The organism is Pseudomonas sp. MYb60 (genome assembly GCF_002979555.1).
Lineage (GTDB): Bacteria > Pseudomonadota > Gammaproteobacteria > Pseudomonadales > Pseudomonadaceae > Aquipseudomonas.
This window is the reverse complement of record NZ_PCOZ01000006.1, coordinates 166,683-193,531: the sequence shown is the minus strand read 5'-3', so window position 1 is coordinate 193,531 and position 26,849 is coordinate 166,683. Positions and strand designations below refer to the sequence as shown.

Sequence of the window (26,849 nt, the reverse complement as noted above, 5' to 3'; positions counted from 1 at the left end):
TCTAGTGTCCTGCCGAATAGATGGCGTCCGGATCCTTGAGTACAGGCTCGACGATTTTCCACTCGCCGTTCTCGAATACCCGGTAGAAGCAGCTGTGACGACCGGTGTGGCACGCAATGCCACCGATCTGCTCGACCTTGAGGATCACCACGTCGGCATCACAGTCCAGGCGCAGCTCGTGCAGGGTCTGCACATGGCCGGACTCTTCACCCTTGCGCCACAGTTTGCCACGCGAACGTGACCAGTAAATGGCGCGCTGCTCAGCGGCAGTGAGGCTCAGGGCCTCGCGGTTCATCCAGGCCATCATCAACACGCGCCCGGTCTTGTAGTCCTGGGCAATGGCCGGCACCAGGCCGTCACTGTCCCACTTGATCTCGTCCAGCCAGTCTTTCATGTTCGGCTCCGGCAAATTGCGACAGTGTATAACCGGATTGGCTATCGACGCACGATCAGATAAACACCTACGGCAACCATGACGCCAGCCGGCCAGTGGCCCAGTGAGTTCAACGGCCCGCCGATGGCCAGCATCACCCCGCCAACCAGGTGCGCAGCGCCCAGCAGGCGCAGGAACCAGTCGTCCTTGCGCTCTTTCCAGGGCGGCGCCGGGTCCTTGGCATGGGGTTGGGACATGCGCTCCAGCAGGTCGCGGGTCATGTTGGCCAGGTGTGGCAGTTGCTCCATCTGGCTATGCAGGTTGCCCAGCACGGTTTTCGGGCTCATGCGCTCGCGCATCCAGCGTTCGAGGAACGGCTGGGCGGTATTCCACAAGTCCAGGTCCGGGTACAGCTGGCGGCCCAGGCCCTCGATGTTCAGCAGGGTTTTCTGCAATAGAACAAGCTGGGGCTGCACTTCCATGTTGAAGCGTCGCGCCGTCTGGAACAGACGCATCAGCACCTGGCCGAACGAAATATCTTTTAACGGTTTTTCGAAGATCGGCTCGCACACGGTACGGATCGCCGCTTCGAATTCGTTGAGCTTGGTCTCGGCCGGGACCCATCCAGAATCGATGTGCAACTGCGCCACGCGACGATAATCGCGCTTGAAGAAAGCGAACAGGTTGCGTGCCAGGTAGTCCTGGTCTTCCGGGGTCAGGCTGCCGACGATGCCGCAGTCGATCGCGATGTACTGCGGGCTCCACGGGTTGACCGTGCTGACGAAGATGTTGCCCGGGTGCATGTCGGCGTGGAAGAAGCTGTCGCGGAACACCTGGGTGAAGAAGATCTCTACGCCGCGCTCGGCGAGCATCTTCATGTCGGTGCGCTGGTCAGCCAGGGTCGCGAGGTCGGTAACCTGTACGCCGTAGATGCGCTCCATCACCAGCACTTTCGGGCGGCACCAGTCCCAATACACTTGCGGCACGTACAGCAGTGGCGAGCCTTCGAAGTTCCGCTTGAGCTGGCTGGCGTTGGCGGCTTCGCGCAGCAGGTCGAGTTCGTCGTAGATGGTTTTTTCGTAGTCGGCGACCACATCCACCGGGTGCAGCAAACGTGCATCGGCGCTGAACCGCTCGGCGGCGCGGGCGAGGATGAACAGCCACGCAAGGTCCTGGCCGATGATCGGCTTGAGGCCGGGGCGGATCACTTTCACCACCACTTCTTCGCCGGTCTTGAGCTGCGCCGCGTGCACTTGGGCTACGGACGCCGAGGCGAGAGGCTCGACGTCGAAGCGGCTGAACACCTCGCTGATCTTCTTGCCCAGCTGTTCTTCGATGAGCTTCATCGACAGCTGCGGATCGAACGGCGGCACGCGGTCCTGCAACAGCATCAGCTCGTCGGCGATGTCTTCGGGCAGCAGGTCGCGGCGCGTTGACAGGATCTGCCCGAACTTGATGAAGATCGGCCCCAGGTCCTGCAGCGCCAGGCGCAGGCGCGCGCCACGGTTCAGCTCCAGCTTTTTGCGCGGGAACCAGCGCCACGGCAGCACGTAGCGCACGGCGAGCAGGAACCACGGCAGCGGCAGGGCGAACAGCAAGTCATCGAGTTGATAGCGGATGACGACGCGCTGGATACGAAACAAACGGCGGACGGCGAGCAGCTTCATGCGTTATCGCTTGGATCAAGGGAACGGCTCAGGCGCTCGAAGCGAGCCTCGAGGCGTTCCAGGTCGATTTTGGCCTTGTCGAGTTCACGAAAGCGCGCTTGCGCTTCCCGTTGTCCGACCAGGGTGCGCGATTCTTCGCTCAGGTATTCGGCAAGGTTCTGGTTGAGGCTGGCGAAGCCTTGCTGGTACCAGCGCGTGCGGCTGCGCAGGTGCCCGCTGATCAACTGGGTGGCCACCGGGCCGATCCAGCGTGACAGCTCGTATTCCCAGTCCAACTCCAGGTCTTGCAGCACGGCGGCCAGGTCCATGAGCACCGAACTGTCGCCTTCCAGCGTCACTTCGGGGCCGTGCAGGATCGCGGTCTTGTTGCGGCTCAAAGCCAGGTGCAGCAGGCTCGACGCCGGTGCGCGCAGCGTGCAGTCGGCCTCGGCGGCCCACTGGGTCGCGAGCATCAGGCCTTCGTCGCTGGGCAGGATGAACAGCTGCAAGGCGGGGCTCGTGCAATCGACGGCAATCACCTTGCCGTTCAGGTGCGCGAGCCGTGCCAGGGCTGTGCTGTCCAGGCGCAGTACACGGTTGAGGCCGTGTTCGACGCTGGCGAGTAGGCCTGCGAGCAACATCAGGGCTTGATGCCGCGGTGCAGGGCGACGATGCCCGACGTCATGTTGTGGTAGGTCACGCGGTCAAAACCGGCCTCTACCATCATCGACTTCAGGGTTTCCTGGTCGGGGTGCATGCGGATCGATTCAGCCAGGTAGCGGTAGCTCTCGGCGTCATTGGTGATCAGCTTGCCCATCAGCGGCATGAAGGCGAAGGAGTAGGTGTCGTAGACCTTGGACATCACCGCGTTGGTCGGCTTGGAGAACTCCAGGACTAACAGGCGGCCACCCGGCTTGAGTACGCGCAGCATGGAGCGGATCGCGTCTTCCTTGTGGGTGACGTTGCGCAGGCCGAAGGCGATGGTCACGCAGTCGAAATGGTTGTCGGGGAACGGCAGCTTTTCAGCGTCGGCCTGAACGAACTCGATGTTGCCAGCCACGCCTTTATCCAGCAGGCGGTCGCGGCCGACCTTGAGCATCGAGCCGTTGATGTCGGCCAGGACCACCTGGCCAGTCGGGCCGACGAGCTTGGAGAACTTGGCCGCGAGGTCGCCCGTGCCACCGGCGATATCCAGCACGCGGTTGCCGGTACGTACGCCCGACAGTTCGATGGTGAAGCGCTTCCACAGGCGGTGCATGCCGCCGGAGAGGACGTCGTTCATCAGGTCGTACTTGGCCGCAACGGAGTGAAACACCTCAGCGACTTTTTCCGCCTTTTGGCTTTCCGGGACGTTCTTGAAGCCGAAGTGAGTGGTGGGTTCGGCATCGCTGCCTTTGCGCTGATCAGTCATATCGCTGTCACCAAAAGAGAATGCGGGACATGATAATCCCCAAGGCCTGCTTTGTCTTGGCAAGGCTGAAGGTAAGATAGGCGGACACCGAGACCTTTTGCCACATGGAAGGTCGTCAAAACCTATAAAGAGGAGTCATTGCAATGGCCCGTATAACCGTTGAGCGTGCACATTCCTTGGGTAAAGAAGGGGCGCGGGCGAAGGCCGACAAGTTGGCGGATAAACTCAAGGCGCAATATGGCCTGGCGTCGTCGTGGTCCGGCGATACCTTGAACCTCAAGCGTTCGGGGGTTAAAGGTGCGGTCGTGGTCGGGGAAGATTCGCTGCGTATTGATGTGGAGCTGGGTCTGTTGATGTCGGCCATGAGTGGCACCGTCAAGGCAGAAATCGAAAAGGCCCTGGACAAGGCATTGGCCTGACCCCTCTGTTGTTAGGGTGCCGATTCTAATTTTTCCTCCTACTTTGTGCCCAAGCCCTCAACTCCTGCGGGCCGTTCCTCCACCCTATTCTGCGTGAGGTGCACCATGGCCAAAGTTATTCTGAAGAAAAAAATCGACGCCCAGACAACTACCCTGAGCGACGTTAAAACCTACGCTCGCAAGATCTGGCTGGCGGGTCTGGGTGCCTACGCCAAGGTGGGAAGCGAGGGCAGCGAGTACTTCAAGGAACTCGTTAAGACCGGTCAACATGTTGAAAGTAAAGGCAAAAAAGTTGCAGTTGAACAACTTGAGGCGGCCAACAGTCAGATAGACCAAGTAAAGAGTAATGTCTCCTCGGTGAAAGGCGTGGTTGAAGTTCAGCTGGATAAAGTTGAAAAAGCCTTTGACACGCGAGTTGCAAGTGCCTTGAATCGGATCGGCATTGCGTCTAAACATGACGTGGAGACACTCTCTGCTAAGCTCGAAGAGCTGACGGCATTGCTCGAACGTGTCGCGCGTAAACACTAAGGAGACATCGGGATGGCTGTTAAAAAGACTACTCAGAAAGAAGGCAGCTCGTGGGTCGGGGAAGTTGAAAAATATTCCCGAAAGATCTGGCTGGCTGGTTTAGGCGTGTACTCGAAGGTGAGCAGTGACGGCGGTAAATACTTCGAGACGTTGGTCAAGGACGGCGAGAAGGCCGAGAAGTTGACCAAGACTACGGTTGGCAAGAAAGTTGAAGCGGCCAAGGCAACGGCCGGTTCTGCCAAGTCGAGCATTTCTGACACTTGGGGCAAGTTGGAAGAAACCTTCGACAAGCGCCTCAACAGTGCCATTTCGCGACTGGGCGTGCCGAGCAAGGCCGAGCTGAAGACGCTGCACAGCAAGGTCGATACCCTGACCAAGCAAATCGAAAAACTCACCGGCGCCAAAGTGGCCCCCGTGAAAACAGCCGCGGCCAAGCCTGCTGCTAAGACCGCAGCAGCCAAACCCGCAGCGAAACCTGCGGCCAAGCCTCTGGTAAAAGCGGCGGCCAAACCGGCTGCAAAACCTGCGGCCAAGGCGCCGGCCAAAACTGCCGCCAAGCCAGCCGCCAAGCCTGCTGCTAAAACCGCAGCGGCCAAGCCCGCAGCCAAGGCTGCCGCCAAACCGGTCGCCGCTAAAGCGGCTGCCAAGCCTGCTGCCAAACCCGCAGCCAAGGCCGCCGCAAAACCCGCCGCCAAAACCGCAGCCGCAAAACCTGCGGCAAAACCTGCGGCTGCCAAGCCTGCTGCAAAACCCGCTGCCGCGAAAAAGCCAGCGGTTGCCAAAAAACCAGCAGCGCCCAAGCCCGCCGTAGCGGCCAAGCCTGCCACGCCGGCGCCAACTGCTTCGACAGCCAACTCGGTGTCGGCACCAACACCTGCCGCTACCTCGACTGCAACGCCGGCAACCCCGACGCCATCCAGTCAGTCCTGATTGTTCCCAGGATAAAAAGAGCCCGGCCTATCAAGGTCGGGCTTTTTTTGGCCTGCTGTCCCACATGGTGGCTCGGTTCTTCATGCAACATAGAACCAGTTCAAGCACGAGAGCGCCCACCAGACACCGTTGTCCAAATTGTTCAAGCGCCGGGGCCCGTTAGGGGCTTTTCTCCTTGGTCGTCATCAGTTGTAAGTGATGGAGACGGTCATGGTACTGATCAACGTACCCTTTGTGATCGCTGCACCGGTTGCGGAGTAGCTCGCGGACATTCCTATTACCGCTTTGCCGCCGGTAGTTGCGATCTGCCGAGTGCGCTGTGCGGGGGTGCCGTTGGCGGGAATCCACGCATACCCGTGGTGGGCAAATGCGAGTGCCGTCCCTGCTGAAGTGCCTGTATTGGCAAAAAGTGCAGCATTCCCGGTAGAAGGGGTACCTGTGAACAGGAAGTACACGTTTTTGATGTCGGATTCGCAGTCGGCGGTCAGGTTGAATTGAATTGTGCCCGGGGTCTGTGAGCTGGCAAAGTCTGAGACTTTGACCGGAGGCAACGTGATGGTGCGGCTCACATCACCGGCGGATAAGTCGCACGTTCCGGCGTTTATCTGGCCTCTGAAAGTGAGGATTCCGGTAGTGGCGGCCTGCACCGTATTGGCCAGTCCAGCGGTGATCGGCAATAGGAGTAGAAGGGCATGAAGTTTCATCAACGGTCCTTGGATATCAGTTGTAAGTGATGGAAACCGTCACAGCGCTGGCCAAGGTGCCTTTAGTGATTGCTCCACTGGATTTATGGTAAGCGGCCTTGAGTGGCAGTTCGGCTTTCTTGCCGCTGGTAGCCACCGTGCGGCTGCGCTCGGCTGGGGTTCCGTTGGCGGGGAGGGTGGCGCCAGATCTCAGCCAGAGCGCGGTGCCGGCTGAGGTGCCGGTGTTGCTGTACAGCAATCCATTGCCACTGGCGGGTGTGCCGGCAAACTCAAAGATCACGTTGCGGATGTCCGAGTCGCAATCGGCAGAGATGCTGAATTCAGTTTCACCTGCGAACACGGCGGAATCAAAATCCGAGATTTTGACCTCCGGCAGGGGAATGTTTCGGCTCACATCGCCCGCTGCGAGATCACACGTGCCGCCGTTGACCACGCCGCTAAAGCGCAATGTCCCTACCGAAGCAGCTTGACTCGTTGCGGCGGCGAGACTTGCTGTGATTGCCAACAGGAATGGCAGTAGTGGGGTCTTCATTGTTTACTCCTCAGGGTTTTAGTTGTAGGTGATGTTGATGGTGGCCGTGCTGACGAGCGTGCCAGCACTCACGGTGCCGTTTTTGCCATAGGCGGCGGTGAGCGGAAGTACGGCACGGTTGCCGGAAATGGGTATCCAGCGCCATGCGTCAGCCCCTGTAGGCGTTACCGTCTGGACCAGGCCGTTGATGCGCGAGTACAGCCACAGGCCTACGCCGCGGGCAGTGCCGGTATTGGCAAAGAGACCGAAGTTCACGGGAGCGGGGGTGCCGCTGAAGTAATAGGTGACAGCAGTCGCGCCCGTGCAATTGGCGGTCAGGTCGAAGTTGATCGCGCCAGCGTAGTCGGCGTCCTTCAAAGCACTGGCCTTGATCGGCGGGAGCGTAATGGTGCGGTTGACGTCACCGGCTGCCAGGTCGCAGGTGGCCAACGGTCTGACAAAGCGTGTTGAGGTGCCGAAGTTCAGGCGAAAAACTTCGGGCGTGTGCACCCATCGGTAATCCCAGATGTTTCCGGCCGGTATCGTCCCGGTGGTCACCTGAGCCATCTTGTAGAACGTAGCGGTGGCAGAGGTGAAGCTGGGGATCTTTCCCCACACCTGATGGTAGGGCGAGCTATGAATTGAGAAAAAAGACGAGCCAGTACCATCGGCCCAGGTCATCTGAATGCGCAGGCCGACGCCTGGGACTTCGGTTTTGTAAATGAGTGAGCCGGGGTATCGGTCATCCGGATATCGCCCGGTGAATTTTCGACTGACTGCACTGGTGCACGTGGTGAAAAAGGCCGGCGCTGAACCGGTGAACGCCTGGCTGGTGATGACGCCGCCGATGGGAAGACTATCCGGCACGGTAATAGAGGCCGGCAGGTTGAGGGTTAGCGTGGAGTTCGGGTACCGGTCGCAGTACGCCTGAGCGGTCAACGGTAAGCCGAAGGTCAGTAGCATCGAGGACAGTTTGGCGAGATTTTTCATCTTCATTTCCGTCGTGGCAAGTGAGGCGTTTGAACATCAGGGCTGTGCCGGACGCTTCCTTGCGTCTGATTCATCAGTCTCCCAATCCGTTAGTTGTGGGTGATATTGACGGTCGTTGTGCTGACGAGCGTGCCTTGGCCGGCCGTGCCGTCCCTGCGATAGGCCATTAAGGCGGGAGGACAGCCCAAGGGGTAAGCCATTGGCTGTGCCAGTGTCGGCGAGTAGGGCGCTATTTCCCGGTGCAGGTCTGCCGGTAGAACCCTAGAGGCAGTGCTCGTACTGGTGCAGTCGGCCGTCAGCTCGACGTTGTTGGCGCCGTCGTAGACGGCGTCTGTGAAGTCGCTGACTTTTACCCTCAATACTGAAATGTGTCTGAAGGAATGCTTCATCATGTCCTCCCGGAAATCTGCACAAAGACCTGATGATCATGCGGGCGCATGGGAAACCTCGGAGGCTGGTGCGTGTTGCATGGCACCCAGGTTTTCGCCCTGACATTGGCCTGCGTCGAGCTGACGCAAACGCTCAACGCCATCGAAGGCAGGCGCTGTGCCCACGTCGTAGTTCAAGCGGCAAGACGCACTGGCACTGCCTCCCCACTTGACAGTCAAAACCCCCTGCGGACGCGCTACCCGCACAAACGCCTTGCCGCCCTGACCGACCACGCCGACGCTGGCGCCCTCTTCATCGAACACATCCGACCCGAACGGCAGTGGGCTGCCATCCTCGCGCAGTGCGGTGATCAAGATGGCCTGGCCGCTGACCGTGTCGAACTGCAGCTTCACCACCGAACCCGCACGCGGCGCAACGTTTTGCGCGGCAGTCTTGAGCTCCACATCCACGGACAGGTCCTTGGGGTCCAGCTCGACCACGTTCTGGCGGTACGGCGTGAGGTGAGGCACCACGGCATAGCCGCTGCTGCCGACCTGGGCGCCGTGGTTGCCGTTGATCCTGGCCCCCTGTGCGTCAGGTGCCTGGACGATGGCGATGGTGTCGCCCAGTTCCGGGGCGAAGGTCACGCCGCCGCCGTGAGCGACGATACCGCCGGTCATGCCGAGGGACGTCGCACGGTAGGCGCTGCTGTGCCCGTAACCTGCAGACACCACCCCGAAACTGGCCTGGTACTTCGCGTCCGCACTGGCCGCGCTCGAGCTGCCCTGCGTGCGGCTGGCCCCCACCCCGTAGGTGAATTCGCTGCGCTCACCCAGGCTGCCGCCCACGTTCACGCGCTCGCCGTTGTTCTGGCTGCCGCGATACGCAGTGGTCGTCAGGGTCGGTGCGCGTGCGCCACTGCCCAGTGGGAAGCTCAGGGTCAGGTCGATTTGCTTGTCCACTCGGTCGCTCAACAGGTCCCTGGTGCGTTGCGCACTCACGGTGTAATGCATGCCTTTCCAGCTGCTGGTGTAACCTGCGGTGAAGGTCAGGTTGCCGCTGTTGCGGTTCCAGTAGTTCTGTGAAGAGCCGGTCAGGTAGACCGAGCCTTTGCCCAGGCTTTGATTGAGGCTGATGTCCATCCTGTCGCGCAGTCGCGAGAGGTTGTCCAGGCTGCGGCCCTCAATGGCGAGGTCGCGCACCCGTGCTGCGTCACCCACGCTCAGGAAGCCTTCCGTCGAATAACGATAGGCACCGAGGGCAAAGTGGGTGCCCGTGTCCGTGAAGTTCTTGCTGTAGCGAAATTGCAGGCTTTGTCCTTCACGTGAACCATTCCCCGGCAACTGCGCACTGGAATTGGTCACGTCCAGTGACAGTGCGCCATAGGGCGTGTTGAACGCCGCCCCCAGCAACTGCGAGCGATAGTCCTCACCGAACACCGCACCGGCGTATCCGGTCAGCAGGTTGTTGAGGCCATGTTGATAGGTCCCCTGCATCAACGTCGTGGGGTGTAGCAGGCCAATTTCGTCCAACTGGCCGACGCTCACCGAATAGCGGTTGTGGCCAGCACGCAACAGGTTCGCGTTGGCGGCGAACGGTACGATGAACTCGCGCTGGCGGCCATCTGCCTCGGTGACGGTGACGATCAAGTCGCCGCCGTAGCCGGTTGGAAACAGGTCATCGAGCACAAAGGGGCCGGGGGCGACGGAGGTTTCAGTCAGCAATACGCCGCGCTGGCGCACGGTGACCCTTGCGTTGGTTTCGGCAACACCCCGCACGACGGGGGCAAACCCGGTCTGGGAGTCAGGCAGCATCCGGTCATCGCTGAACAGGCTGGCACCGCGCAGCCGCACGCTGTCGAACAGTTCGCCCGAGGTGTAGATCTCGCCCAGCATCAACTGTGACCGCAGTGGGCCGATTTCGCGCTGCACGTAGGTGCTGCTGCTTTGATAGCCCGAGCCGACGTCGGTATAGCTGTAACTGCCGTTGTGGCGCCAATGCCACTCCCCCAGGTTGAGGCCGGTATTCAACCCCAGGTAGTGGGAGTTTATGGCGCGTCCATTGGCCCGTGTGGCAAAGGTATTGGCGTTGTAACGCACGAACGCGGCATCGACGCCGCCGTCCCAGTGCTTGGGGTCGACGTAACCCCGTGCCTTGCGGGACAGGTAGACCTGAGGCACCTGCAAGTCCAAGCGGTTTTCCCCCGGGTCGAACTGGCTGGTGCTGCCCGGCAGGTAGGTGGCGATGTCATCGCAAGGGGCAAACGGTGGGGGTGGGGTTTGTCCTGCTTCAAGCGGTTGTTTGTGCGGCGATTCCAGGTCGATGCCGAACCTGAGCAGTGCGTCGCGCTCCAGGCACATCTGCGCGGAATCGCGCCCTTGCGCAGCGATGAACTCCAGCGTTTCTCGCCCGATCCACTGGCCGTTGAGGTAGACATCGGTTCGGTAACTGCCAGGCAACACGATGTTACCCTGGCTGAACTTGGATACGTCCACCTGCTGACCGCTTGCACCATCTGGAAAAAAGGCCGGGTTGAACTCGACATTTTCGACACCCTGGGCGGCGGTGGCGTAGGTGCCGCTCAGTAACAAGAGGTAGGGTACCGTGAACATCAATCGATGACGCGGTAAAGGCCGGATTCTTATGCCGGCTGGCGCTTTCAAACTCATGTTTACCCTTCCAAAAAATAGGGACTGTTCGAATTCGGGCATAGGGAAGTCCTGCCCGAGAAAAAAGGGCATCAGCGGATCGCGTCGGGTTAAATGGATAGTGTTGCCAGGTGATCTGAGAGCACTTGGCCAGGTGCCGCTGCGGGACTTGCTAGGTCGTCATGTCGAGACCTTGGCGCTGTGTGAAATCTTCGTCCCGAAGTCATCGAGCGTCTCGAATTCCACAGTCATCGCAGCCCCCGGCAGCGCCTTGAGGGTGGGTATTTCAAAGCGGTTGCGCCCCCCGGGGACCACCATGTTGTCCGTGCTGGATGCTGCTGCGGTTTTGCGGGCATGGCGCTGCTTGGATTCGAGTACGTCGATCTGGTCGAACGTCACGTGGTAAGGCGTCGGGTTGTACACTTCCAGGACTTGGCCCTGCTCTGTGGACTCGCGCCGCCACTGCAGTTTTCCAGGTGCATCCTCGACTGCAGAGGCGAGGTCTTTTGGCCGAAAGAACAGTTTGATCCGTGAGCGGAAGGCAAGCTGCAGTTGGTTACCCTCTTGGTCACTCTGTGATTGAGCGGGCACCTCCAGCAGGTTGAACCAAAACAGGGTTTCCTGGTTCGAGGGAAGGGGCTCCCCCGTATAGGCCAGACGTATGACCTGCTGTTTGGCCGGCTCCATGCGAAAGATCGGTGGTGTCGCCACGAATGGGATGCCTGCCAGGTCCGGTGTCGAATGCTCGTCGCCCTTGTCCAGCCAGGTTTGTACCAGTACCGGAGCCTGGTTTTTGCTTTCAAGCCTGACCGTGACTTCCTTGTCACTCTGCCCATAGACGATGCGGGTGTTATTGATGATGACACTCGCCTGCACGGCAGCAGTGCCGAGCAGCGCGAAGGCCAAGGCGATGAATTTGATGGATAGGCGTGGCATGCAGGAAGTGCTCATGGGCAGGTCATCTGGCGGACGTAACGGTTAGGTTTGCCGAATGGCGCACCCGCGCGCCAAAGTCGCTGACGCTGATGAACTCGACTTTTGGTTTGCCTTCAGGGCGATCGCGCAACGTGGGCAGCACAAAGGTTTTTACATCGCCGGCGGGAAGGAGCAGGCCGTCGTTGGCCTCTTTGTTGGGCGCTTTGCTGAACCGTTTTCCTTCGTTCAGCAAGTCCACCGACGTCAGGGAAACGTGGTACGGCGTTGGGTTGGTCGCCTGCAACGCATAGCCTTGTTTATGGGAAACCAGTTTCCACTGCAGTTTCGATGGTGCGGTTTCGACCGGGTAGGGCAAGGCGCCAGGGCGCAGGAACACGCGCAGTCGTGTACGGAAGGCCAGTTCGATCTGATTGTTTTGTTCGGCACCGGCAGTCACGGGAGGCACCTCCAGCACATTCAACCAATACAGGCTTTCACGATCATTGGGTACGGGATTGCCCAGATGACGCAGGCGCAGTGCCTGCTGCTGGTGAGGTTCAATGCGAAAGATCGGCGGTGACAACGTGAATGGGGTTTGCGCCGTCGCCGGTGTCGAACTCACGTCGCCCGTATCCAGCCAGGCCTGTACCAGTGCCGGACGGTCCCCCTTGTTCTCCAGGCGTACGACAACCTCTTGTTGCTCGGCTGGGAAGATCACGCGAGTGCCATAAATAATCACGCCTGCATGGGCTGGGGTCGTTTGCAGCGACAGCAGTCCGAATGCACAGGTGGCGAGCGCGAGCCAGGCCATTGTTTTCATATTGCAAATCTCTTGTGAATCCAGGGAAGGACCTGCCCTGAGGCGGCAGGTCCGATACATGCACGGCTCACGTGTGCGAGCGCGAATGTCCCTTAGTCCGCGTACACGACCATGAAGCCGACGCGGGTCTTGACCGTACCTTCGGTGGCAGCGCCGCTGGCGTACATTTGTGCAGCCAGGGGAATGACCGCCTGGTTGTCGACGATCACGACGCCTTCCGACTTCTCGGTGTAGACGTGGATCGGCGTGCCATCGCGGTTGGTGACTTCAACCTGCACGTTCTTGGCGTTGGTGGTGTCGTCCGGGTTGTCGTAACCGTCGATGTTCAGGCGACCGGTTGCCACATCGATGGCGGCGCTGGTGGGGTCGAACGCGACCATGGCGGTACGGCCGTTGGTGCAACTGCCTTGCCCAGGCGCGCCAATGCGAATAGTGAAGCCGGTCAGGTTGGCACGATCACCTGGCTTGGCGAGGCGTGCGGCGGACACACCACCGAGATTGACGTCCTTGACGACTGCACCCGTTCCTGGCGTTGCACCTTCGATGGTGCAGGTTGTGTCGTTGACCAGCCCGGTGAAGTTGATGACGCCGTCGTTGGCGGCGAGTGCGCCTTGCGATACGCCGGCGGCCAGGGCAACAGCGGCTGCTAGGGTAGAGAGAGCTTTGAGTTTCATAGGAGTCCCGATCATGAATTATCAAATGACCCGCCAACCTGGCCTGTTTTGTTTGTTATAACCGGCCAGTTGACGAGGCCTGCGTAATTTGTTCTGAAACGTGGAAGTTGCCCATAGAGAAATAACGAGATTCAACTCGTGATCGTTCGAAAACTTCTATATCCAATCGGAACTTTTGTATTGACGCACATGTGTAGGACGTTGCTCTCGGTCAAGTCTGAAAGAATGCTCCTTAATTTTTCCATGTTGATACAAGAACGGGGCTGGGATATACCCTGCGCGCTAAAGCTTGAGATTTTTTGCGCCGTACTCACTAAAGCGGGTTTGCTGATGCCTACGTCAATTTCCAATATGCACACCATCATGTTGCTGGATGATCATGAAATGGTTCGACAGGGGATCGAACTGGGGCTGGGTAAAGAGGCCGACCTGAAGGTTGTCGGGTCGTATGGCACGAGCCGGGATCTGCTGGAAGCGCTTGCCCGACGCCGCGTGGATGTGCTGGTCATGGACTTCATCCTGGGGCCTTCGGACATGGACGGGCTGAGCCTGATCCGCGCACTCAGCCGGCGTTTCAAGCACTGCAAGCCGATCGTCGTCACTTCACATTACACGCCGGCCACGGTTTCACTGGCGTTGAAGGCCGGCAGCTACGGCGTTTTGGGCAAGACTCAAAAGCTGACTGAATTGATTGCGGCGATCCGCACCGTGGCCAAGGGCAGGGTGTACCTGCACCCGACCATGCTCTCGGCGTTGCAGGGGATGCAGCCTTCATCCAATGGGCGGATGATCGAATCCAGAATGGAGTTGCCTGTCACTTCCCAGTTGAACGCTTGCCTCACCCCCAAAGAGCAGGAAGTGCTGCGGTGTTTTCTTGATGGAATGTCGGTGGGTTCGATTGCAGAAAAGTTTTCACGCAGTGCAAGTACGATCAGTACGCAAAAGCAATCGGCTTATCGAAAATTGGGTATAAAAACTGACAGCGAGTTGTTTAAGTTCACGCATCAGTTTGGCGAGCCGGAGTAGTAAAGTTGCTGTAGGAATTATTACTTTTTGTTGTAATTTAGATCGGTGAGTCCAAGTAACGTAATGCCAGTCGCTCAGTGGCCTGTCGAGCGGGGGGCAATAAGTGCGGCGCCACCAACATCATGATTTGGTACACAACAACTTGCACTTCTCCTTCCCGGTCGATAATTCGCTGATAGTCCAGCGAAAACAGCAGCGTCATGGTGATTTGTTCCACCAGTTGGCCCAGCGCCTGGGTGTCACTGACCAACTGCCCGGCGGCTTTCAACCGCGCCAACAATGACGCCAGCGTGCGCTTGAGCGCCGTGAGCAGGTTACGAATGCCCTTGGCCAGCTTGGGCAGGCGCCCGGCGAGGTTCGACAGGTCCTGGAACAGAAAGCGGTAGTGGGCCATGCGCTCGACGATCAGGTGCAGGAACAGCCAGTAATCCTGAGGTTCCAACTGCGCGTCCGCGGGTGGGTCGAGCAGCGGCGCCAGTTCATGTTGAAAGCGCTCGAACAGCCCGAGCACCAGCGGCTCCTTGCCATGGAAATGGTAGTAGAGGTTGCCGGGGCTGATCCCCATTTCATTGGCCACCTCCATGGTCGACACGTTTGGCTCGCCCTTTTGGTTGAACAACTTCAGGGCACATTCAAGGATCCGGTCGCGGGTCTTCATCCAGTCTTCTTAATCTGATCGTTGAGCTCAACGCACCCGCACGTAAGTGCCCGGCGCTGCTTCCATCGGTGGGTAATTCTGGTTGCCCAGGGCGGTAAGGGTCTCGCGCTGTACGCCGGAGCGCTGCTGGATCCACGCGAGCCATTGCGGCCACCAGCTGCCTTCGACGTGATTGGCGTCGTAGTACCAGGCACGCGGGTCACTGCTCAGCTTGAGGTTCTCGACGTAATTGGCCTTGGGGTTGCCTGGCGGGTTGAGGATGCTCTGGATATGCCCGCTGTTGGACAGCACGAAGCGCTTGTCACCGCCCAGCAATTGGGTGGAGCGATACACCGCGTCCCACGGGGTGATGTGGTCGTTGATCCCGGCCACGCTGAAGCTGTCCACCGTGACCTTCTGCAAGTCGATCGGCGTGCCGCACACTTCCAGGCCACCGGGGTGGCTCAGCGGGTTGTGCTTGAAGAAGTCCAGCAGGTCGCCATGCAGGGCGGCGGGCAGGCGCGTGTTGTCGTTGTTCCAGTAGAGGATGTCGAAGGCTGGCGGTTCCTTGCCCAGCAGGTAGTTGTTGATCCAGTAGTTCCAGATCAGGTCGTTGGGGCGCATCCAGGCGAACACCTTGGCCATGTCACGGCCGTCCAGCACGCCTTGCTGGTAGGAGCGGCGCTTGGCGGCTTCCAGGGTTTGCTCGTCGACGAACAGGGTGGCGGGGCTGTCGATCTGGCTGTCGAGCAGGCTCACCAAATAGCTGGCGCTGGACACGCGGCGCAGCTGGCGCTTGGCTTGCAGGTGACCTTGAAGCGCAGCGATGGTCAGCCCGCCGGCGCAGGCGCCCATCAGGTTGACCTCGCGGGCGCCGGTGATGGCGCGGCACACGTTGAGCGCTTCCTCCAGCGCGGCGACGTAGGTGGAGAGGCCCCACTCGCGATGGCGCACATCCGGGTTGCGCCAGCTGACCATGAACGTCTGCAGGCCATTTTTAAGCGCGTACTGCACAAAGCTGTTGGCCGGGCTCAGGTCGAAAATGTAGTACTTGTTGATCTGCGGCGGCACCACCAGCAACGGCTTGGCGTATTGCTTTTCGCTCATGGGCTTGTATTGGATCAGCTCCAGCAGTTCGTTGCGAAACACCACGGAGCCAGGGGTGGTGGCGACGGTCTTGCCCACTTCGAACGCGTGCTTGCTCACCTGGCGCGGCAGGCCGTTGTTGTGCAGCAGGTCTTCGAACAGGTGGGTGGCACCGCGCACCACGCTGTTGCCGCCGGAGTTGAGTAATTCCTTGATGGCCAGCGGGTTGAGCAGGGTGTTGGATGGCGACACCGCATCGTTAAGCAGGGAAAAGGCGAAGTGTGCGCGAGCGCGGTCGTCGTCGCTGAGGGTGCTGTCGTCGATCCAGTGACGCGTCTGTTTCTGCCAGCTCAAGTAAGCCTGCAAGCTGCGCCGGTAAAACGGGTTGAGCTTCCAGGTGGGGTCGGTGAAGCGGCTGTCGTTGGGGTTGGGCTCGTGCACGGTCTCGCCCAGCAGTACGCGACCCAGTTGGCCGCTCAACTGCCAGGCATGCCGCGCAGTGTGCACCGGGTTGCGCAAGCCATGGGCGGCCACGCTGCGCAACGTCGACAACAGGTCCCGACCGCGCAGGCCGGTGATCGCATTTTGCGCATTGATGAACGCGGCAGGGGTGGGCGCCGGGTTCGTCACGGGTCTTTCTCGCATGAGCCAACACTCCTTCGTCAAGCCATCAAACAGGCACGCCAATTCAGAACCATAGCCGGTTCCTGGCAAGTTGCGCGGCGCTGGGGTCCTTACACGGCCGGGCGCGGATGAATCACCGCACGCATGCGCTCCTCTTCGAGAAACTTCATGATGATCGGTGCCACGGCCTCGGCGCGAGTGATCAGGAACAGGTGGCCGTCATCGATGATGTGCAGCTGTGCGTTGGGAATGCGCCAGGCCAGCACGCGCATGTTGATCAGCGGGATCAGCGGGTCGTCATCCCCCGCCAGCACCAGGGTCGGTTGGCGGATCTTGTGCAGCCAGTGAATGCTGGTCCAGCCCAGCCCGGCGAACAGTTGCCAGTAGTAACCCAGCTTGCCGGCCGAGCGCACTTTGCTCGCGTGGTCGGCGGCGAGGTTAGAATCACGGCGGAACGAGCCGCCGTAAATCATTGGCGCAATCCGTACCACATGGGACGGCTGGATATAACGGCGTGGGCTGGCCATCAGCCACAATACTTTCGGCTTGCCCGGCACCATCACCGCACCCGCCGCCGTGGCCGCCAGGATCAGTTTCTTGCAGCGCTCCGGGTAGTCGTAGGCAAACTGCTGCGCCAGCGCGCCGCCCCACGAAACACCCACAACGCTGACCTGGCCGTAGTCGAGGTAATCGAGCATGCGCGCGGTAAGCTTGGCCAGGCCGGGAAACCGGTACGGCCGCTTGGGCGTCGAGGACCCCCCGACGCCCGGCACATCGAAGGCAATCACTTCCAGGTCCGGGTCCAGTGCCTGGACGAACGGAAACACCAGCTCAAGGTTGGCGCCGATGCCATTGAAGATCAGCAGCGGTGTCAAGTGAGGCTTGCCCGGGCGCACCGCCGTGCGGAGGGTCTGGCCATCCAGGTCGATGGTGCGAAAGATGAACGGTTGCGGCATGCTCGAGCCCTGTCAGGTGGTGCGTAAGTCTTATGGGCGATGCGGTCCATGTGGGAGCTGCATTTCAACCAAACATCTGCTTAGCGTTCGTGCACATAGGTGCCTGGGGCCGCTTCAGCTGCTGCGTAGGTCTTATTACCCAAACTCGTCGGCGATTTCTTCAGTTTACCCGCCCGCTCCGCCTGCCACGCCTGCCAGTGCAGCCACCACGAATCGGTGTGCTTGGTCGCATTCTCCTGCCAGTCCAGTGCGTTCCCCGTGAGGCTGTCACTGGTCTGGTAGCGCGCCTTGGGGTTGCCCGGCGGGTTGAGGATGCTCTGGATATGCCCGCTGCTGGACAACACGAATTCCACCTTGCCGCCGAACAGCTGCGCCGACTTGTAGCAGGACGGCCACGGCGTGATGTGGTCGTTGGTGCCGGCCAGTGAGTAGATATCCGCGGTGACCTGCTTGAGGTCGATGGGCGTGCCGCACACTTCCAGGGCGTTGGCGCGCACCAGCGGGTTGTTCTTGAACAGTTCGATCAGGTCGCCGTGAAAGGCCGCCGGCAGGCGCGTGGTGTCGTTGTTCCAGAACAGGATGTCGAACACCGGCGGCTCGTTGCCCAGCAGGTAATTGTTGACCCAGTAATTCCAGATCAAGTCGTTGGGGCGCATCCAGGCGAAGACCTTGGCCATGTCGCGGCCTTCGAGGACGCCAGCCTGGTAGGAGTGGCGCTTGGCCGCTTCCAGGGTCTGCTCGTCGACGAACAGCGCGACCTGGGTGTCCAGGGTGGTGTCCAGCACACTGACCAGCAGGGTCAAGGCGTTGACCTTTTTCTCCCCCAGCGCCGCATAGTGGCCGAGCAGGGCGGTGCAGGTGATACCACCGGAACAGGCGCCGAGCATGTTGATGTCTTTGCTGCCGGTGATCGCGGTGACCACGTCCACGGCTTCCTTGAGCGCCTCGATGTAGGTCGACAGCCCCCACTCACGCTGGGCCTTGGTCGGGTTGCGCCAGCTCACGATAAACGTCTGCTGCCCGTTGCGCAGGCAGAAGCGCGCCAGGCTTTTATCCGGGCTCAAGTCGAATACATAGAATTTGTTGATCTGCGGCGGCACCACCAGCAGGGGGCGCTCGTGCACCTGTTCGGTGATCGGCTTGTACTGGATCAGCTCCAGCACGTCATTGCGAAACACCACGGCGCCTTCGGTGGTGCCCAGGCTCTTGCCCACCTCAAAGGCCCCCATGTTGACTTGGCTCGGCATGCCGCCGTTGTGCACCATGTCCTTGGCCAGGTGGGACAGGCCGTCCAGCAGGCTCTTGCCGCCGGTTTCAAAGAAGCGTTTGACCGCCGCCGGGTTGGCCGCGCTGTTGGTGGGCGCCATGGCTTCGGTCATCAGGTTGATCACGAAGTGACCGCGGCTGATGTCCTGGGGCGACAGGTTGCTGTCACCGATCCAGTCGTGCAGTTCCTTGCGCCACGCCAGGTAGGTTTGCAGGTAACGTTTGTAGAGCGGGTTCTGGCTCCAGGCCGGGTCATGGAAACGACGGTCGTCGTTCTCCGGCACCAACTCGGATTTGCCGAACATCACGTTCTTCAACTCGACACCAAAATGGGCGACGTGCTTGACGCTGTGCAGCGGTTGCCTGATGGCTTGGGTCAGCACCATCTTCGCCGAGGCGAGTAAATCCTTTTTCCGTAACGCGATGATCGGGTTGAGCCCCAGGGTGTTGTCCGAGGCCTGGCGTTTCAAGTCATCGTTGTTCTTGTTACTCATCTACGACGCTCCATTGTCCGAAAGACGAGTACCGGCCTACTGCTTTGCGCACCCAGTTTCGATACACAACACACGCCAGGTACTGCGACTCGGGTGACCGTAAATACCGCATCGTCAAATGCAGGGAACTTGCCAGTTCCATTGGTTACCCGAGTTTAATTTTTTTCGCAAGCGGGCCATTCGTTGGCCGCACGACAGGGCATTCAAGCAGATGAAATTAGAAAATGCCCTCTAAAGAGCAAGACGCCTGGGCTAGAGCATCAGCCGCACGACCGATTGGCTCGGATCGCGGGTTTTTCCGGCGGCTTTGAGTTCGGCCAGATAATCGGCCCACAGCGCGTCCTGGCGTAAGGCCAATTGGTAGAGGTAGTCCCACGTGAACAGTCCGCTGTCATGACCGTCGTCGAAGCTCAATTTCAGTGCGTACTGACCGGCCGGTTCAACCTTGGTCAACCGAACGTTGAGCTTGCCGAATTGCAGGATGGGTTTGCCATGGCCCTGGACCTCGGCGGAAGGCGAGTGGGTGCGCAGCAGTTCGGCGGGGAGTTGGTACACCTCGTCGGGCCCGTAGGTGAGGCCGAGGGTGTTTGAGGTTTTGTGCAGGTTTACAGCCGTAGGAAATTTTGACATTGGAGATAACCCTGAAGAAACCGGCTCAGAAATGTAGGAGGGGGCTTGCCCCCGATAGCAGTGTGTCAGTCAGCACATACCTGTCTGACGGACCGCTATCGGGGGCAAACCCCCTCCCACATTGAAGTAAAGCGCATTGAAGCGAAGTGATTCTGTGTGAGGCTTACAGAATATAGCGCGACAAGTCTTCGTTCTGCGCCAATTCGCCCAAGTGGCTGTTGACGTACTCCGCGTCGATCTTGATGGCCTCGCCATTCTGCGCGCCCGCCATGTCGCCCGCGCTGAAGGACACTTCCTCCAGCAGACGCTCCAGCAAGGTGTGCAGGCGACGGGCGCCGATGTTCTCGGTCTTCTCGTTGACCTGCCAGGCGATCTCCGCCAGGCGCTTGATGCCGTCGGCCTGGAATTCGATCCCCAGGCCTTCGGTTTTCAGCAACTCACGGTACTGCTCGGTCAGCGACGCATGCGGCTCGCTGAGGATGCGTTCGAAGTCACCCGGAGTCAGCGCCTTGAGTTCCACGCGAATCGGCAGGCGGCCTTGCAGCTCCGGCACCAGGTCGCTCGGCTTGCTCAGGTGGAACGCACCGGAGGCGATGAACAGGATGTGGTCGGTCTTGACCATGCCCAGCTTGGTGTTCACGGTGCAACCTTCGATCAGCGGCAGCAGGTCGCGCTGCACGCCTTCGCGGGACACGTCGACGCCGCCGGAATTGCCGCGCTTGGCGACCTTGTCGATTTCGTCGATAAACACGATGCCGTGCTGCTCGACGGCTTCCAGGGCCTTGGCCTTGAGTTCTTCCTCATTGACCAGGCGCCCGGCTTCCTCGTCGCGCACCATTTTCAGCGCGTCCTTCACCTTGAGCTTGCGGCTCTTCTTCTTGCCCTTGCCCATATTGGCAAACAGGCTTTGCAGCTGGTTGGTCATTTCTTCCATGCCCGGTGGGGCAGAGATATCGACACCTGCATGCTCGGCGACTTCGATCTCGATTTCCTTGTCATCCAGCTGGCCTTCACGCAGGCGCTTGCGGAACAGCTGGCGGGTGTTGGAATCCGAGGCCGGTGCGGCATCTTCGTTGAAACCCATGCGCGCCGGTGGCAGCAGGGCATCGAGAATGCGTTCTTCAGCGGCGTCTTCGGCGCGATGGCTGACCTTGGTCACTTCCTGTTCGCGGAACATTTTCAGGGCGGCGTCGGCCAGGTCACGAATGATCGATTCAACGTCACGACCCACATAGCCCACTTCGGTGAACTTGGTGGCTTCGACCTTGATGAACGGCGCGTTGGCCAGTTTGGCCAGGCGACGGGCGATTTCGGTTTTACCCACGCCCGTAGGGCCGATCATCAGGATGTTCTTTGGCGTTACTTCAACGCGCAGTTCTTCGGGCAGTTGCATCCGGCGCCAGCGGTTACGCAGCGCGATGGCAACGGCGCGCTTGGCATCGTCCTGGCCGATGATATGGCGGTTGAGTTCATGGACGATTTCGCGGGGAGTCATGGACATAGTGTTTGGCGGCCTCAAGCGTGAATAAGCCTACGGCTTACTCGGCGAGGTCCTGCTCCTCAATGGTCTGGTTGTGGTTGGTGAACACGCAGATATCGCCAGCGATACCCAGGGCGGTCTCGACGATCTCGCGGGCCGACAGGTCGGTTTTCTTCAACAGCGCGCTGGCAGCCGCCTGGGCGTAGCCACCGCCGGAACCCATGGCGATCAGGCCATGTTCGGGCTCAACCACATCGCCGTTGCCGGTGATGATCAGGGAAGCGTCTTTGTTGGCTACGGCCAGCATGGCTTCCAGACGGCTGAGGGAGCGGTCGGTGCGCCATTCTTTGGCGAGCTCGACAGCGGCGCGCACGAGGTGGCCCTGGTGTTTCTCCAACTGGCCTTCGAAGCGTTCGAAGAGGGTGAAGGCGTCGGCGGTAGCGCCGGCAAAGCCTGCGAGAACCTGACCGTGGTACAGGCGACGCACTTTCTTGGCGTTACCTTTCATCACGGTGTTGCCAAGGGAAACCTGGCCGTCGCCGCCCATGACGACTTTGCCGTGGCGACGTACTGAAACGATGGTGGTCAAGGGGAGAGTCTCCACGCAGCGGGGCGAAAATGCCCTGGTGGAAGTAGATATGGGGGTGGTGGGGATGATTTCAACTGCAGGGGTTTATGGCGGACGAGTGGTGCTCAATGTTCTGACGCGCATTTCAGAGCGCTGCAAAACAAAATGTGGGAGGGGCAAGCCCCTCCCACATCGGTATTGCTGTGTTCTCAGAGTCAGCGGCTCTGGCGTTGTTGTAACAACAGGTTGCTAAAGCCCGCGCCGGCCAATTGTTTCTGCGCCACGGTGAGCTGTTCACGGTTGCTGAACGGCCCCACCAACACGCGGTACCAGGTCGCGTCCTTCACGGTGCCGGACTCTACTGTCACGGTCTGGCCCAGCAGGATGATCTGCGCACGTACACGATCGGCGTCCGCCTGTTTCGGGAACGAGCCCGCTTGCAGGAAGAACTTGGTCACCGGTGCGGCCTTGGTTTCGGCCACTGGCGGTGCGGGCGGCGGCGTGATGCCGGCCAGCGCGGCCTGGGCGCGCGCGGTGTCGATCTTCGCGGCTTCGGCTGGAGTGACCGGGGTGGTCGGCACTTGCGGCGTCGGCAGGGTTTTCTCCGGCACGGCGTCAGGCGGCACGATCACTTCCGATTCCGGCAGCAGGGTGTAGAAGTCGTACTTCGGCTTCACCGGTGCAGTAGGGCTCGGCGCGGTCTTGTTGGCTTCGGCCATTTTCGTGGCCTTCTGCTGCTCCTGCTTGACCCGCTTGACGTCATCGCCCTTGCCCGGGTCCAGCTTCATCAGGAACACGATAAACGCGCCGACCGTAAGGCCGATCGCCATCCACAACCAGCCCGGAATCGGCTTCTTCGCCGGGGCCTGATAGCGGCTGGCGCCGCGCTTGGGTGCAGGTTTTTTCTTGGCAGCCAACTTACATACGCTCCAGAGTTTCCAGGCCCAACAATTCCAGGCCTTGCTTTAGGGTCCGTCCAGCCAGTGCGGCAAGGCGCAGGCGGCTTTGCTTCTGGGCTTCGTCGTCGGCACTGAGGATGGGGCAGTTCTCGTAGAAGCTGGAGAACAGGCCGGCGACTTCGTACAGGTAGGTGCACAGGATGTGCGGCGTGCCTTTCTCGCCAACGCTGTTCAGCACTTCGCCGAATTGCGCCAGTTTGGCGGCCAGTTCCTGTTCGTGCGGGGCGTCCAGCACGATTTTGCCTTCGACTTCGCTGAAGTCCTTGCCCAGCTTGCGGAACACACCGGCCACGCGGGTGTAGGCGTACAGCAGGTACGGCGCGGTGTTGCCTTCGAAGTTGAGCATCAGTTCGAAGTTGAAGCTGTAGTCGCTGGTGCGGTGCTTGGACAGGTCGGCGTATTTCACCGCGCCAATGCCCACCACGCGGGCGATGTTGCGCAGGTCGGCCTCGGCCAGCTCCGGGTTCTTTTCCTTCACCAGGTTGTAGGCACGGTCCTGGGCTTCATTGAGCAGGTCGATCAGCTTCACGGTGCCGCCGTCACGGGTCTTGAACGGGCGGCCATCGGCGCCGTTCATGGTGCCGAAGCCCATGTGTTCCATGTGCATCGGGTGGGTGACGAAACCGGCGCGACGGGCGACTTCGAACACCTGCTGGAAGTGCAGGGCCTGGCGCTGGTCGACGAAGTACAGCGCACGATCCGCCTTGAGCACGCCGCTGCGGTAGCGCACGGCCGCCAAGTCAGTGGTGGCATAGAGGTAGCCACCATCGGCCTTGACGATGATCACGGGCAACGGCTCGCCATCAGCGGTCTTGAATTCTTCGAGGAACACGCACTGTGCGCCGTTGCTCTCCACCAGCAGGCCCTTGGCCTTGAGGTCATTGACCACATTGATCAGGTCGTCGTTGTAGGCGCTTTCGCCCATCACGTCGGCCATGGTCAATTTGACGTTGAGCAGCTCGTAGATTTCCTGGCAGTGGGACAGGGAAATGTCGCGGAAACGGTTCCACAGGGCCAGGCACTCGGCGTCACCGGCTTGCAACTTGACCACCAGGCCACGGGCGCGATCGGCGAATTCTTCGGATTCATCGAAGCGCTTCTTGGCGGCGCGGTAGAAGTTTTCCAGGTCCGACAGCTCGTTGCTGGTGATCGGGTTCTCTTGCAGGTAGGCCATCAGCATGCCGAACTGGGTGCCCCAGTCGCCCACGTGGTTCTGGCGGATCACGGTGTCACCGAGAAACTCCAGGACCCGCGCCACGCCGTCGCCGATGATGGTGGAGCGCAGGTGGCCCACGTGCATCTCTTTGGCCAGGTTCGGCGCCGACAGGTCGATGACCACACGCTGGGCGGCGCCGGCCTTGTGCGCGCCAATGTTGGCATCGGCCAGGGCAGCGTCCAGACGGGCAGCCAGGGCCTGGGTGTTCTGGAAGAAGTTGATAAAGCCCGGGCCGGCGATTTCGGCCTTGGTGACGCTTTCGTCAGCCGGCAGCGCGGCGATGATTTTTTCCGCCAGGTCGCGGGGCTTCATGCCGGCAGGCTTGGACAGCATCATTGCGATGTTGCTGGCGAAGTCACCGTGGGTCTTGTCGCGCGTGTTTTCCACCTGGATCGCCGGCGTCAGGCCTTCAGGCAACACACCTTCGTTGACGAGTTGGGTGAGGGCTTGCTGGATCAGCTGGCGAATGGTGTCTTTCATGGTGTTCTCTGTGTACCGCAAGCGGCTGCGCGTGATGCGCAGGTGGAAAAACTGGGCATTATCCGTGGCGAGGGCGGGCTTGCCAACCTTCGAGGGACCTATGGCCAGGCTTAATACAAATCTACCGGGTCTACATCCAGCGACCATCGCACCTGTCGGCCGCTGGGCATTTGCTCCAGGGCAAGCAACCAGCTACTTAATAGTCGATGCAGCGGTGCGCGAGACGTCGCCTGCAAAAGTAGCTGAGCGCGGTAGCGGCCAGCGCGGCGCTCCATGGGGGCCGGTACCGGACCAAGCAGCTCGATGCCGCTCAGACCCAAGTCGCGGAGCAATCCTTCGGCGGTGCTGCACGCCTGATCCAGAAAACTTTCGGCCTGCCCCGGTTTGTGCGCTTCGGCGCGTAGCAGGGCCAAATGGGAGAACGGCGGCAGGCCGGCGGCGCGGCGTTCGCTCAGCGCCTGTTCGGCGAAGGCAAAGTAGCCTTGTTCGGTCAGCTGAATCAGCAGCGGATGGTCGGCCAGGTGCGTCTGGATAATCACCCGGCCCGGCTCCTCGGCCCGGCCTGCGCGGCCGGCGACCTGCACGATCAACTGCGCCATGCGTTCGCTGGCGCGGAAGTCGCCGGAGAACAGTCCGCCGTCGGCATCGAGGATCGACACCAGCGTCACCCGTGGGAAGTGGTGGCCTTTGGCAAGCATCTGCGTGCCGATCAGGATGCACGGCTGCCCCTTCTGGATGGTGGCGAACAGCTGGTTCATCGCGTCTTTACGCGACGTGCTGTCGCGGTCGACCCGCAGCACCGGGAAATCCGGGAACAGAATGCCCAGGCGTTCTTCAGCCCGCTCCGTACCTGCACCCACCGGGCGCAGATCGACTTTGCCGCATTGCGGGCAATGGCGCGGTACCCGTTCCACATGGCCGCAGTGATGGCAGCGCAACTCACCGTAGCGCTGGTGCACAGTCATGCGTGCATCGCAGCGTTCGCACTCAGACATCCAGCCGCAGTCATGGCACAGCAGCGTCGGTGCAAAGCCACGGCGATTGAGGAACACCAGCACCTGCTGGCCGGCGGCGAGGGTCTGGCCGATGGCTTGTTGCATCGGCCCGGAAATACCGCTGTCCAACGGGCGGCTTTTGACATCCAGGCGTAGGAAGCGCGGTTGCTTGGCCCCGCCGGCGCGTTCGTTCAGGCGCAGGAGGCCGTAGCGACCGGTGTAGGCGTTGTGCAGGCTCTCCAGGGAGGGCGTGGCGGAACCGAGCACAATCGGGATGTCTTCCTGGCGCGCGCGCACCAGCGCCAGGTCGCGGGCGTGGTAGCGCAGGCCTTCCTGCTGCTTATAGGAACCGTCGTGCTCCTCATCGATGATGATCAACCCGGGGTTTTTCATCGGCGTGAACAGGGCCGAACGGGTGCCGATAATAATGTCGGCCTCGCCATCGCGTGCCGCCAGCCAGGCTTCCAGGCGCTCACGGTCATTGACCGCCGAGTGCACCAGGGCGATGCGGGCGTTGAAGCGCTGCTCGAAGCGCGCCAGGGTCTGCGGGCCGAGGTTGATCTCGGGGATCAGCACCAGTGCCTGCTTGCCGGCCTGCAGGGTTTCGCGGATCAGTTGCAAATACACTTCGGTCTTGCCGCTGCCGGTGACGCCGGCGAGCAGGAACGCGTGGAAGCTGTCGAAGCCCGCGCGAATCGCTTCATAGGCGGCACGTTGCTCCGGGTTGAGTGGCAATTCCGGCTGTGCCAGCCAGTGTTCGTGGCGTGGGTCGGGGGCATGCTTGCGAATCTCCACCTGCACCAGGCCTTTGGCGAGCAGCAGGTCGAGGCTGTCCTTACTCAGCATCAGCTTGCTTAACAGCTGATGGGCCACGCCGTGGGGATGCTGGGCCAGGGTGGCGAGGGCTTCTCGCTGGCGCGGGGCACGGGCGATGCGCGGGTCGTCCAGGCGTGCGCCGGGGACCATCGACCAGAAACGCTCCTGACGCGCTTCAGCCAACTCACCCTGGCGCAGCAGCACGGGCAGCGCCCAGCTCAACGTGTCGCCGAGGCTGTGCTGGTAATACTGGGCGGTCCACAGGCACAGCTTGAACAGCGCCGGCGGCAGCGGCGGTGTGTCATCGAGCATGGCCAGGGCGGGCTTGAGCTTCTCGACGGGTACTTCACTGTGGTCGGTAACTTCCACCAGGATGCCGATCATTTCCCGTTTGCCAAACGGCACGCGCACGCGCATGCCCGGCTGCAATTGCGCCCGCAGCACGCCAACCGGCGCCCGGTAGTCGAACAGGCGGCGCAAGGGCGAGGGCAGGGCGAGGCGCAAAATGGCGTCGGGCACGCGGGGGGTCTCATCTATCAAGGCAGGCGGTGGCGCAGGGGCGGGAGCCTAGCAGACAGGGGAGGGCTTGGGGTAGCCGATGGTTTTCTGATGAAAGGACGGTTTGCGCCCCAAGCGCCGCTTGCGCGATTGAAAAGGTCTGTTAGAATTCGCGGCCTA

26 protein-coding genes are annotated in these 26,849 nt (G+C 60.8%); 4 read left to right on the top strand and 22 right to left on the bottom strand.

Annotated features, from left to right (window positions below):
• Window position 1: 1 nt before the first annotated feature.
• From hisI to ubiE, 4 genes are read right to left on the bottom strand one after another with little or no spacing between them, the layout of a single operon-like run.
• The gene (gene hisI, locus CQ041_RS12420; protein WP_105522126.1) at window positions 2–394 is read right to left on the bottom strand and encodes a phosphoribosyl-AMP cyclohydrolase; all 393 of its coding nucleotides are present in this window, start codon (window positions 392–394) and stop codon (window positions 2–4) included.
• 41 nt (window positions 395–435) lie between these two features.
• A complete protein-coding gene (ubiB, locus tag CQ041_RS12415; protein WP_105522125.1) occupies window positions 436–2,040 on the bottom strand; it encodes a ubiquinone biosynthesis regulatory protein kinase UbiB in 1,605 nt (534 codons plus the stop codon).
• Entirely contained in the window at window positions 2,037–2,660 is a 624-nt protein-coding gene (locus CQ041_RS12410) for an SCP2 domain-containing protein (RefSeq protein ID WP_105522124.1), read from the bottom strand. The genes ubiB and CQ041_RS12410 overlap by 4 nt, the downstream gene beginning before the upstream one ends.
• Window positions 2,660–3,430, bottom strand: coding sequence for a bifunctional demethylmenaquinone methyltransferase/2-methoxy-6-polyprenyl-1,4-benzoquinol methylase UbiE (ubiE, locus tag CQ041_RS12405; protein ID WP_105522123.1), 771 nt, complete (start codon window positions 3,428–3,430; stop codon window positions 2,660–2,662). Before ubiE ends, CQ041_RS12410 begins: the two co-directional genes overlap by 1 nt.
• Before the next feature lie 143 nt (window positions 3,431–3,573).
• Here ubiE and CQ041_RS12400 point away from each other — a divergent pair, with 143 nt between their 5' ends.
• The 3 genes from CQ041_RS12400 to CQ041_RS12390 all read left to right on the top strand — a co-directional run bounded on the left by CQ041_RS12400 (window position 3,574) and on the right by CQ041_RS12390 (window position 5,307).
• A complete protein-coding gene (locus tag CQ041_RS12400; protein ID WP_105522122.1) occupies window positions 3,574–3,849 on the top strand; it encodes a polyhydroxyalkanoic acid system family protein in 276 nt (91 codons plus the stop codon).
• A 105-nt stretch (window positions 3,850–3,954) separates the two neighbouring features.
• Window positions 3,955–4,377, top strand: coding sequence for a phasin family protein (locus CQ041_RS12395; RefSeq protein ID WP_105522121.1), 423 nt, complete (start codon window positions 3,955–3,957; stop codon window positions 4,375–4,377).
• Between the two features lie 12 nt (window positions 4,378–4,389).
• Window positions 4,390–5,307 (top strand): phasin family protein, encoded by a 918-nt coding sequence (locus tag CQ041_RS12390; RefSeq protein WP_105522120.1) that lies wholly within the window; start codon window positions 4,390–4,392, stop codon window positions 5,305–5,307.
• 185 nt (window positions 5,308–5,492) lie between these two features.
• Here CQ041_RS12390 and CQ041_RS12385 read toward each other — a convergent pair whose 3' ends face one another.
• The 8 genes from CQ041_RS12385 to CQ041_RS12350 all read right to left on the bottom strand — a co-directional run bounded on the left by CQ041_RS12385 (window position 5,493) and on the right by CQ041_RS12350 (window position 12,938).
• Window positions 5,493–6,011: a fimbrial protein gene (locus CQ041_RS12385; RefSeq protein WP_105522119.1), complete on the bottom strand. Its 519-nt coding sequence runs from the start codon at window positions 6,009–6,011 to the stop codon at window positions 5,493–5,495.
• Window positions 6,012–6,027: 16 nt separating this feature from the next.
• The gene (locus CQ041_RS12380; protein WP_105522118.1) at window positions 6,028–6,543 is read right to left on the bottom strand and encodes a fimbrial protein; all 516 of its coding nucleotides are present in this window, start codon (window positions 6,541–6,543) and stop codon (window positions 6,028–6,030) included.
• 18 nt (window positions 6,544–6,561) lie between these two features.
• The gene (locus tag CQ041_RS12375) at window positions 6,562–7,512 is read right to left on the bottom strand and encodes a fimbrial protein (protein ID WP_105522117.1); all 951 of its coding nucleotides are present in this window, start codon (window positions 7,510–7,512) and stop codon (window positions 6,562–6,564) included.
• A gap of 89 nt (window positions 7,513–7,601) precedes the next feature.
• Entirely contained in the window at window positions 7,602–7,901 is a 300-nt protein-coding gene (locus CQ041_RS12370; protein WP_105522116.1) for a hypothetical protein, read from the bottom strand.
• Window positions 7,902–7,937: 36 nt separating this feature from the next.
• Window positions 7,938–10,550, bottom strand: coding sequence for a fimbria/pilus outer membrane usher protein (locus tag CQ041_RS12365; RefSeq protein ID WP_105522115.1), 2,613 nt, complete (start codon window positions 10,548–10,550; stop codon window positions 7,938–7,940).
• Window positions 10,551–10,709: 159 nt separating this feature from the next.
• A complete protein-coding gene (locus CQ041_RS12360; protein WP_105522114.1) occupies window positions 10,710–11,480 on the bottom strand; it encodes a molecular chaperone in 771 nt (256 codons plus the stop codon).
• A gap of 7 nt (window positions 11,481–11,487) precedes the next feature.
• Window positions 11,488–12,264, bottom strand: coding sequence for a molecular chaperone (locus CQ041_RS12355; protein WP_105522113.1), 777 nt, complete (start codon window positions 12,262–12,264; stop codon window positions 11,488–11,490).
• A 92-nt stretch (window positions 12,265–12,356) separates the two neighbouring features.
• Complete coding sequence (locus CQ041_RS12350) at window positions 12,357–12,938, bottom strand: fimbrial protein (protein ID WP_105522112.1); 582 nt, start codon at window positions 12,936–12,938, stop codon at window positions 12,357–12,359.
• 363 nt (window positions 12,939–13,301) lie between these two features.
• Between CQ041_RS12350 and CQ041_RS12345 the strand changes: the two genes are divergently transcribed.
• Window positions 13,302–13,964: a response regulator transcription factor gene (locus tag CQ041_RS12345; RefSeq protein ID WP_105522227.1), complete on the top strand. Its 663-nt coding sequence runs from the start codon at window positions 13,302–13,304 to the stop codon at window positions 13,962–13,964.
• A gap of 37 nt (window positions 13,965–14,001) precedes the next feature.
• On the opposite strand, the gene CQ041_RS12340 is transcribed toward CQ041_RS12345, so the two are convergent.
• From CQ041_RS12340 to CQ041_RS12295, 10 genes are all read right to left on the bottom strand, one after another.
• Complete coding sequence (locus CQ041_RS12340) at window positions 14,002–14,622, bottom strand: TetR/AcrR family transcriptional regulator (RefSeq protein ID WP_105522111.1); 621 nt, start codon at window positions 14,620–14,622, stop codon at window positions 14,002–14,004.
• 27 nt (window positions 14,623–14,649) lie between these two features.
• Window positions 14,650–16,332, bottom strand: coding sequence for a class II poly(R)-hydroxyalkanoic acid synthase (gene phaC / locus CQ041_RS12335; RefSeq protein ID WP_105522110.1), 1,683 nt, complete (start codon window positions 16,330–16,332; stop codon window positions 14,650–14,652).
• Window positions 16,333–16,421: 89 nt separating this feature from the next.
• On the bottom strand, window positions 16,422–17,267 hold the full coding sequence (gene phaZ, locus CQ041_RS12330; protein WP_105522109.1) for a poly(3-hydroxyalkanoate) depolymerase: 846 nt from the start codon (window positions 17,265–17,267) through the stop codon (window positions 16,422–16,424).
• An 80-nt stretch (window positions 17,268–17,347) separates the two neighbouring features.
• Window positions 17,348–19,027, bottom strand: coding sequence for a class II poly(R)-hydroxyalkanoic acid synthase (phaC, locus tag CQ041_RS12325; RefSeq protein WP_105522108.1), 1,680 nt, complete (start codon window positions 19,025–19,027; stop codon window positions 17,348–17,350).
• Between the two features lie 252 nt (window positions 19,028–19,279).
• Window positions 19,280–19,657, bottom strand: coding sequence for a gamma-butyrobetaine hydroxylase-like domain-containing protein (locus CQ041_RS12320; protein ID WP_105522107.1), 378 nt, complete (start codon window positions 19,655–19,657; stop codon window positions 19,280–19,282).
• A gap of 163 nt (window positions 19,658–19,820) precedes the next feature.
• Window positions 19,821–21,158, bottom strand: a complete 1,338-nt coding sequence (gene hslU / locus CQ041_RS12315) for an ATP-dependent protease ATPase subunit HslU (protein ID WP_105522106.1) — start codon at window positions 21,156–21,158, stop codon at window positions 19,821–19,823.
• A gap of 37 nt (window positions 21,159–21,195) precedes the next feature.
• A complete protein-coding gene (gene hslV, locus CQ041_RS12310; RefSeq protein ID WP_003171209.1) occupies window positions 21,196–21,726 on the bottom strand; it encodes an ATP-dependent protease subunit HslV in 531 nt (176 codons plus the stop codon).
• A 194-nt stretch (window positions 21,727–21,920) separates the two neighbouring features.
• On the bottom strand, window positions 21,921–22,622 hold the full coding sequence (locus CQ041_RS12305) for an SPOR domain-containing protein (RefSeq protein ID WP_105522105.1): 702 nt from the start codon (window positions 22,620–22,622) through the stop codon (window positions 21,921–21,923).
• A 1-nt stretch (window position 22,623) separates the two neighbouring features.
• Window positions 22,624–24,360 carry an arginine--tRNA ligase gene (gene argS / locus CQ041_RS12300; protein WP_105522104.1) on the bottom strand — a complete coding sequence of 579 codons (1,737 nt, stop codon included), beginning with the start codon at window positions 24,358–24,360 and terminating at the stop codon, window positions 22,624–22,626.
• A gap of 110 nt (window positions 24,361–24,470) precedes the next feature.
• The gene (locus CQ041_RS12295; protein WP_105522103.1) at window positions 24,471–26,690 is read right to left on the bottom strand and encodes a primosomal protein N'; all 2,220 of its coding nucleotides are present in this window, start codon (window positions 26,688–26,690) and stop codon (window positions 24,471–24,473) included.
• Window positions 26,691–26,849: the final 159 nt, after the last annotated feature.

Excerpts from the sequence above, each read along its gene's own strand:
- CQ041_RS12400 (WP_105522122.1), top strand. The coding sequence starts at position 3,574 with ATGGCCCGTATAACCGTTGAGCGTGCACATTCCTTGGGTAAAGAAGGG.
- CQ041_RS12345 (WP_105522227.1), top strand. The coding sequence starts at position 13,302 with ATGTTGCTGGATGATCATGAAATGGTTCGACAGGGGATCGAACTGGGG.
- ubiE (WP_105522123.1), bottom strand. The coding sequence starts at position 3,430 with ATGACTGATCAGCGCAAAGGCAGCGATGCCGAACCCACCACTCACTTC.
- CQ041_RS12340 (WP_105522111.1), bottom strand. The coding sequence starts at position 14,622 with ATGAAGACCCGCGACCGGATCCTTGAATGTGCCCTGAAGTTGTTCAAC.
- CQ041_RS12390 (WP_105522120.1), top strand. The coding sequence starts at position 4,390 with ATGGCTGTTAAAAAGACTACTCAGAAAGAAGGCAGCTCGTGGGTCGGG.
- hisI (WP_105522126.1), bottom strand. The coding sequence starts at position 394 with ATGAAAGACTGGCTGGACGAGATCAAGTGGGACAGTGACGGCCTGGTG.
- CQ041_RS12355 (WP_105522113.1), bottom strand. The coding sequence starts at position 12,264 with ATGAAAACAATGGCCTGGCTCGCGCTCGCCACCTGTGCATTCGGACTG.
- argS (WP_105522104.1), bottom strand. The coding sequence starts at position 24,360 with ATGAAAGACACCATTCGCCAGCTGATCCAGCAAGCCCTCACCCAACTC.
- CQ041_RS12320 (WP_105522107.1), bottom strand. The coding sequence starts at position 19,657 with ATGTCAAAATTTCCTACGGCTGTAAACCTGCACAAAACCTCAAACACC.
- CQ041_RS12365 (WP_105522115.1), bottom strand. The coding sequence starts at position 10,550 with ATGAGTTTGAAAGCGCCAGCCGGCATAAGAATCCGGCCTTTACCGCGT.
- phaZ (WP_105522109.1), bottom strand. The coding sequence starts at position 17,267 with ATGCCGCAACCGTTCATCTTTCGCACCATCGACCTGGATGGCCAGACC.
- CQ041_RS12375 (WP_105522117.1), bottom strand. The coding sequence starts at position 7,512 with ATGAAAAATCTCGCCAAACTGTCCTCGATGCTACTGACCTTCGGCTTA.
- ubiB (WP_105522125.1), bottom strand. The coding sequence starts at position 2,040 with ATGAAGCTGCTCGCCGTCCGCCGTTTGTTTCGTATCCAGCGCGTCGTC.
- CQ041_RS12370 (WP_105522116.1), bottom strand. The coding sequence starts at position 7,901 with ATGAAGCATTCCTTCAGACACATTTCAGTATTGAGGGTAAAAGTCAGC.
- CQ041_RS12380 (WP_105522118.1), bottom strand. The coding sequence starts at position 6,543 with ATGAAGACCCCACTACTGCCATTCCTGTTGGCAATCACAGCAAGTCTC.
- CQ041_RS12360 (WP_105522114.1), bottom strand. The coding sequence starts at position 11,480 with ATGAGCACTTCCTGCATGCCACGCCTATCCATCAAATTCATCGCCTTG.
- phaC (WP_105522108.1), bottom strand. The coding sequence starts at position 19,027 with ATGAGTAACAAGAACAACGATGACTTGAAACGCCAGGCCTCGGACAAC.
- hslU (WP_105522106.1), bottom strand. The coding sequence starts at position 21,158 with ATGTCCATGACTCCCCGCGAAATCGTCCATGAACTCAACCGCCATATC.
- CQ041_RS12385 (WP_105522119.1), bottom strand. The coding sequence starts at position 6,011 with ATGAAACTTCATGCCCTTCTACTCCTATTGCCGATCACCGCTGGACTG.
- phaC (WP_105522110.1), bottom strand. The coding sequence starts at position 16,332 with ATGCGAGAAAGACCCGTGACGAACCCGGCGCCCACCCCTGCCGCGTTC.
- CQ041_RS12395 (WP_105522121.1), top strand. The coding sequence starts at position 3,955 with ATGGCCAAAGTTATTCTGAAGAAAAAAATCGACGCCCAGACAACTACC.
- CQ041_RS12350 (WP_105522112.1), bottom strand. The coding sequence starts at position 12,938 with ATGAAACTCAAAGCTCTCTCTACCCTAGCAGCCGCTGTTGCCCTGGCC.
- CQ041_RS12410 (WP_105522124.1), bottom strand. The coding sequence starts at position 2,660 with ATGTTGCTCGCAGGCCTACTCGCCAGCGTCGAACACGGCCTCAACCGT.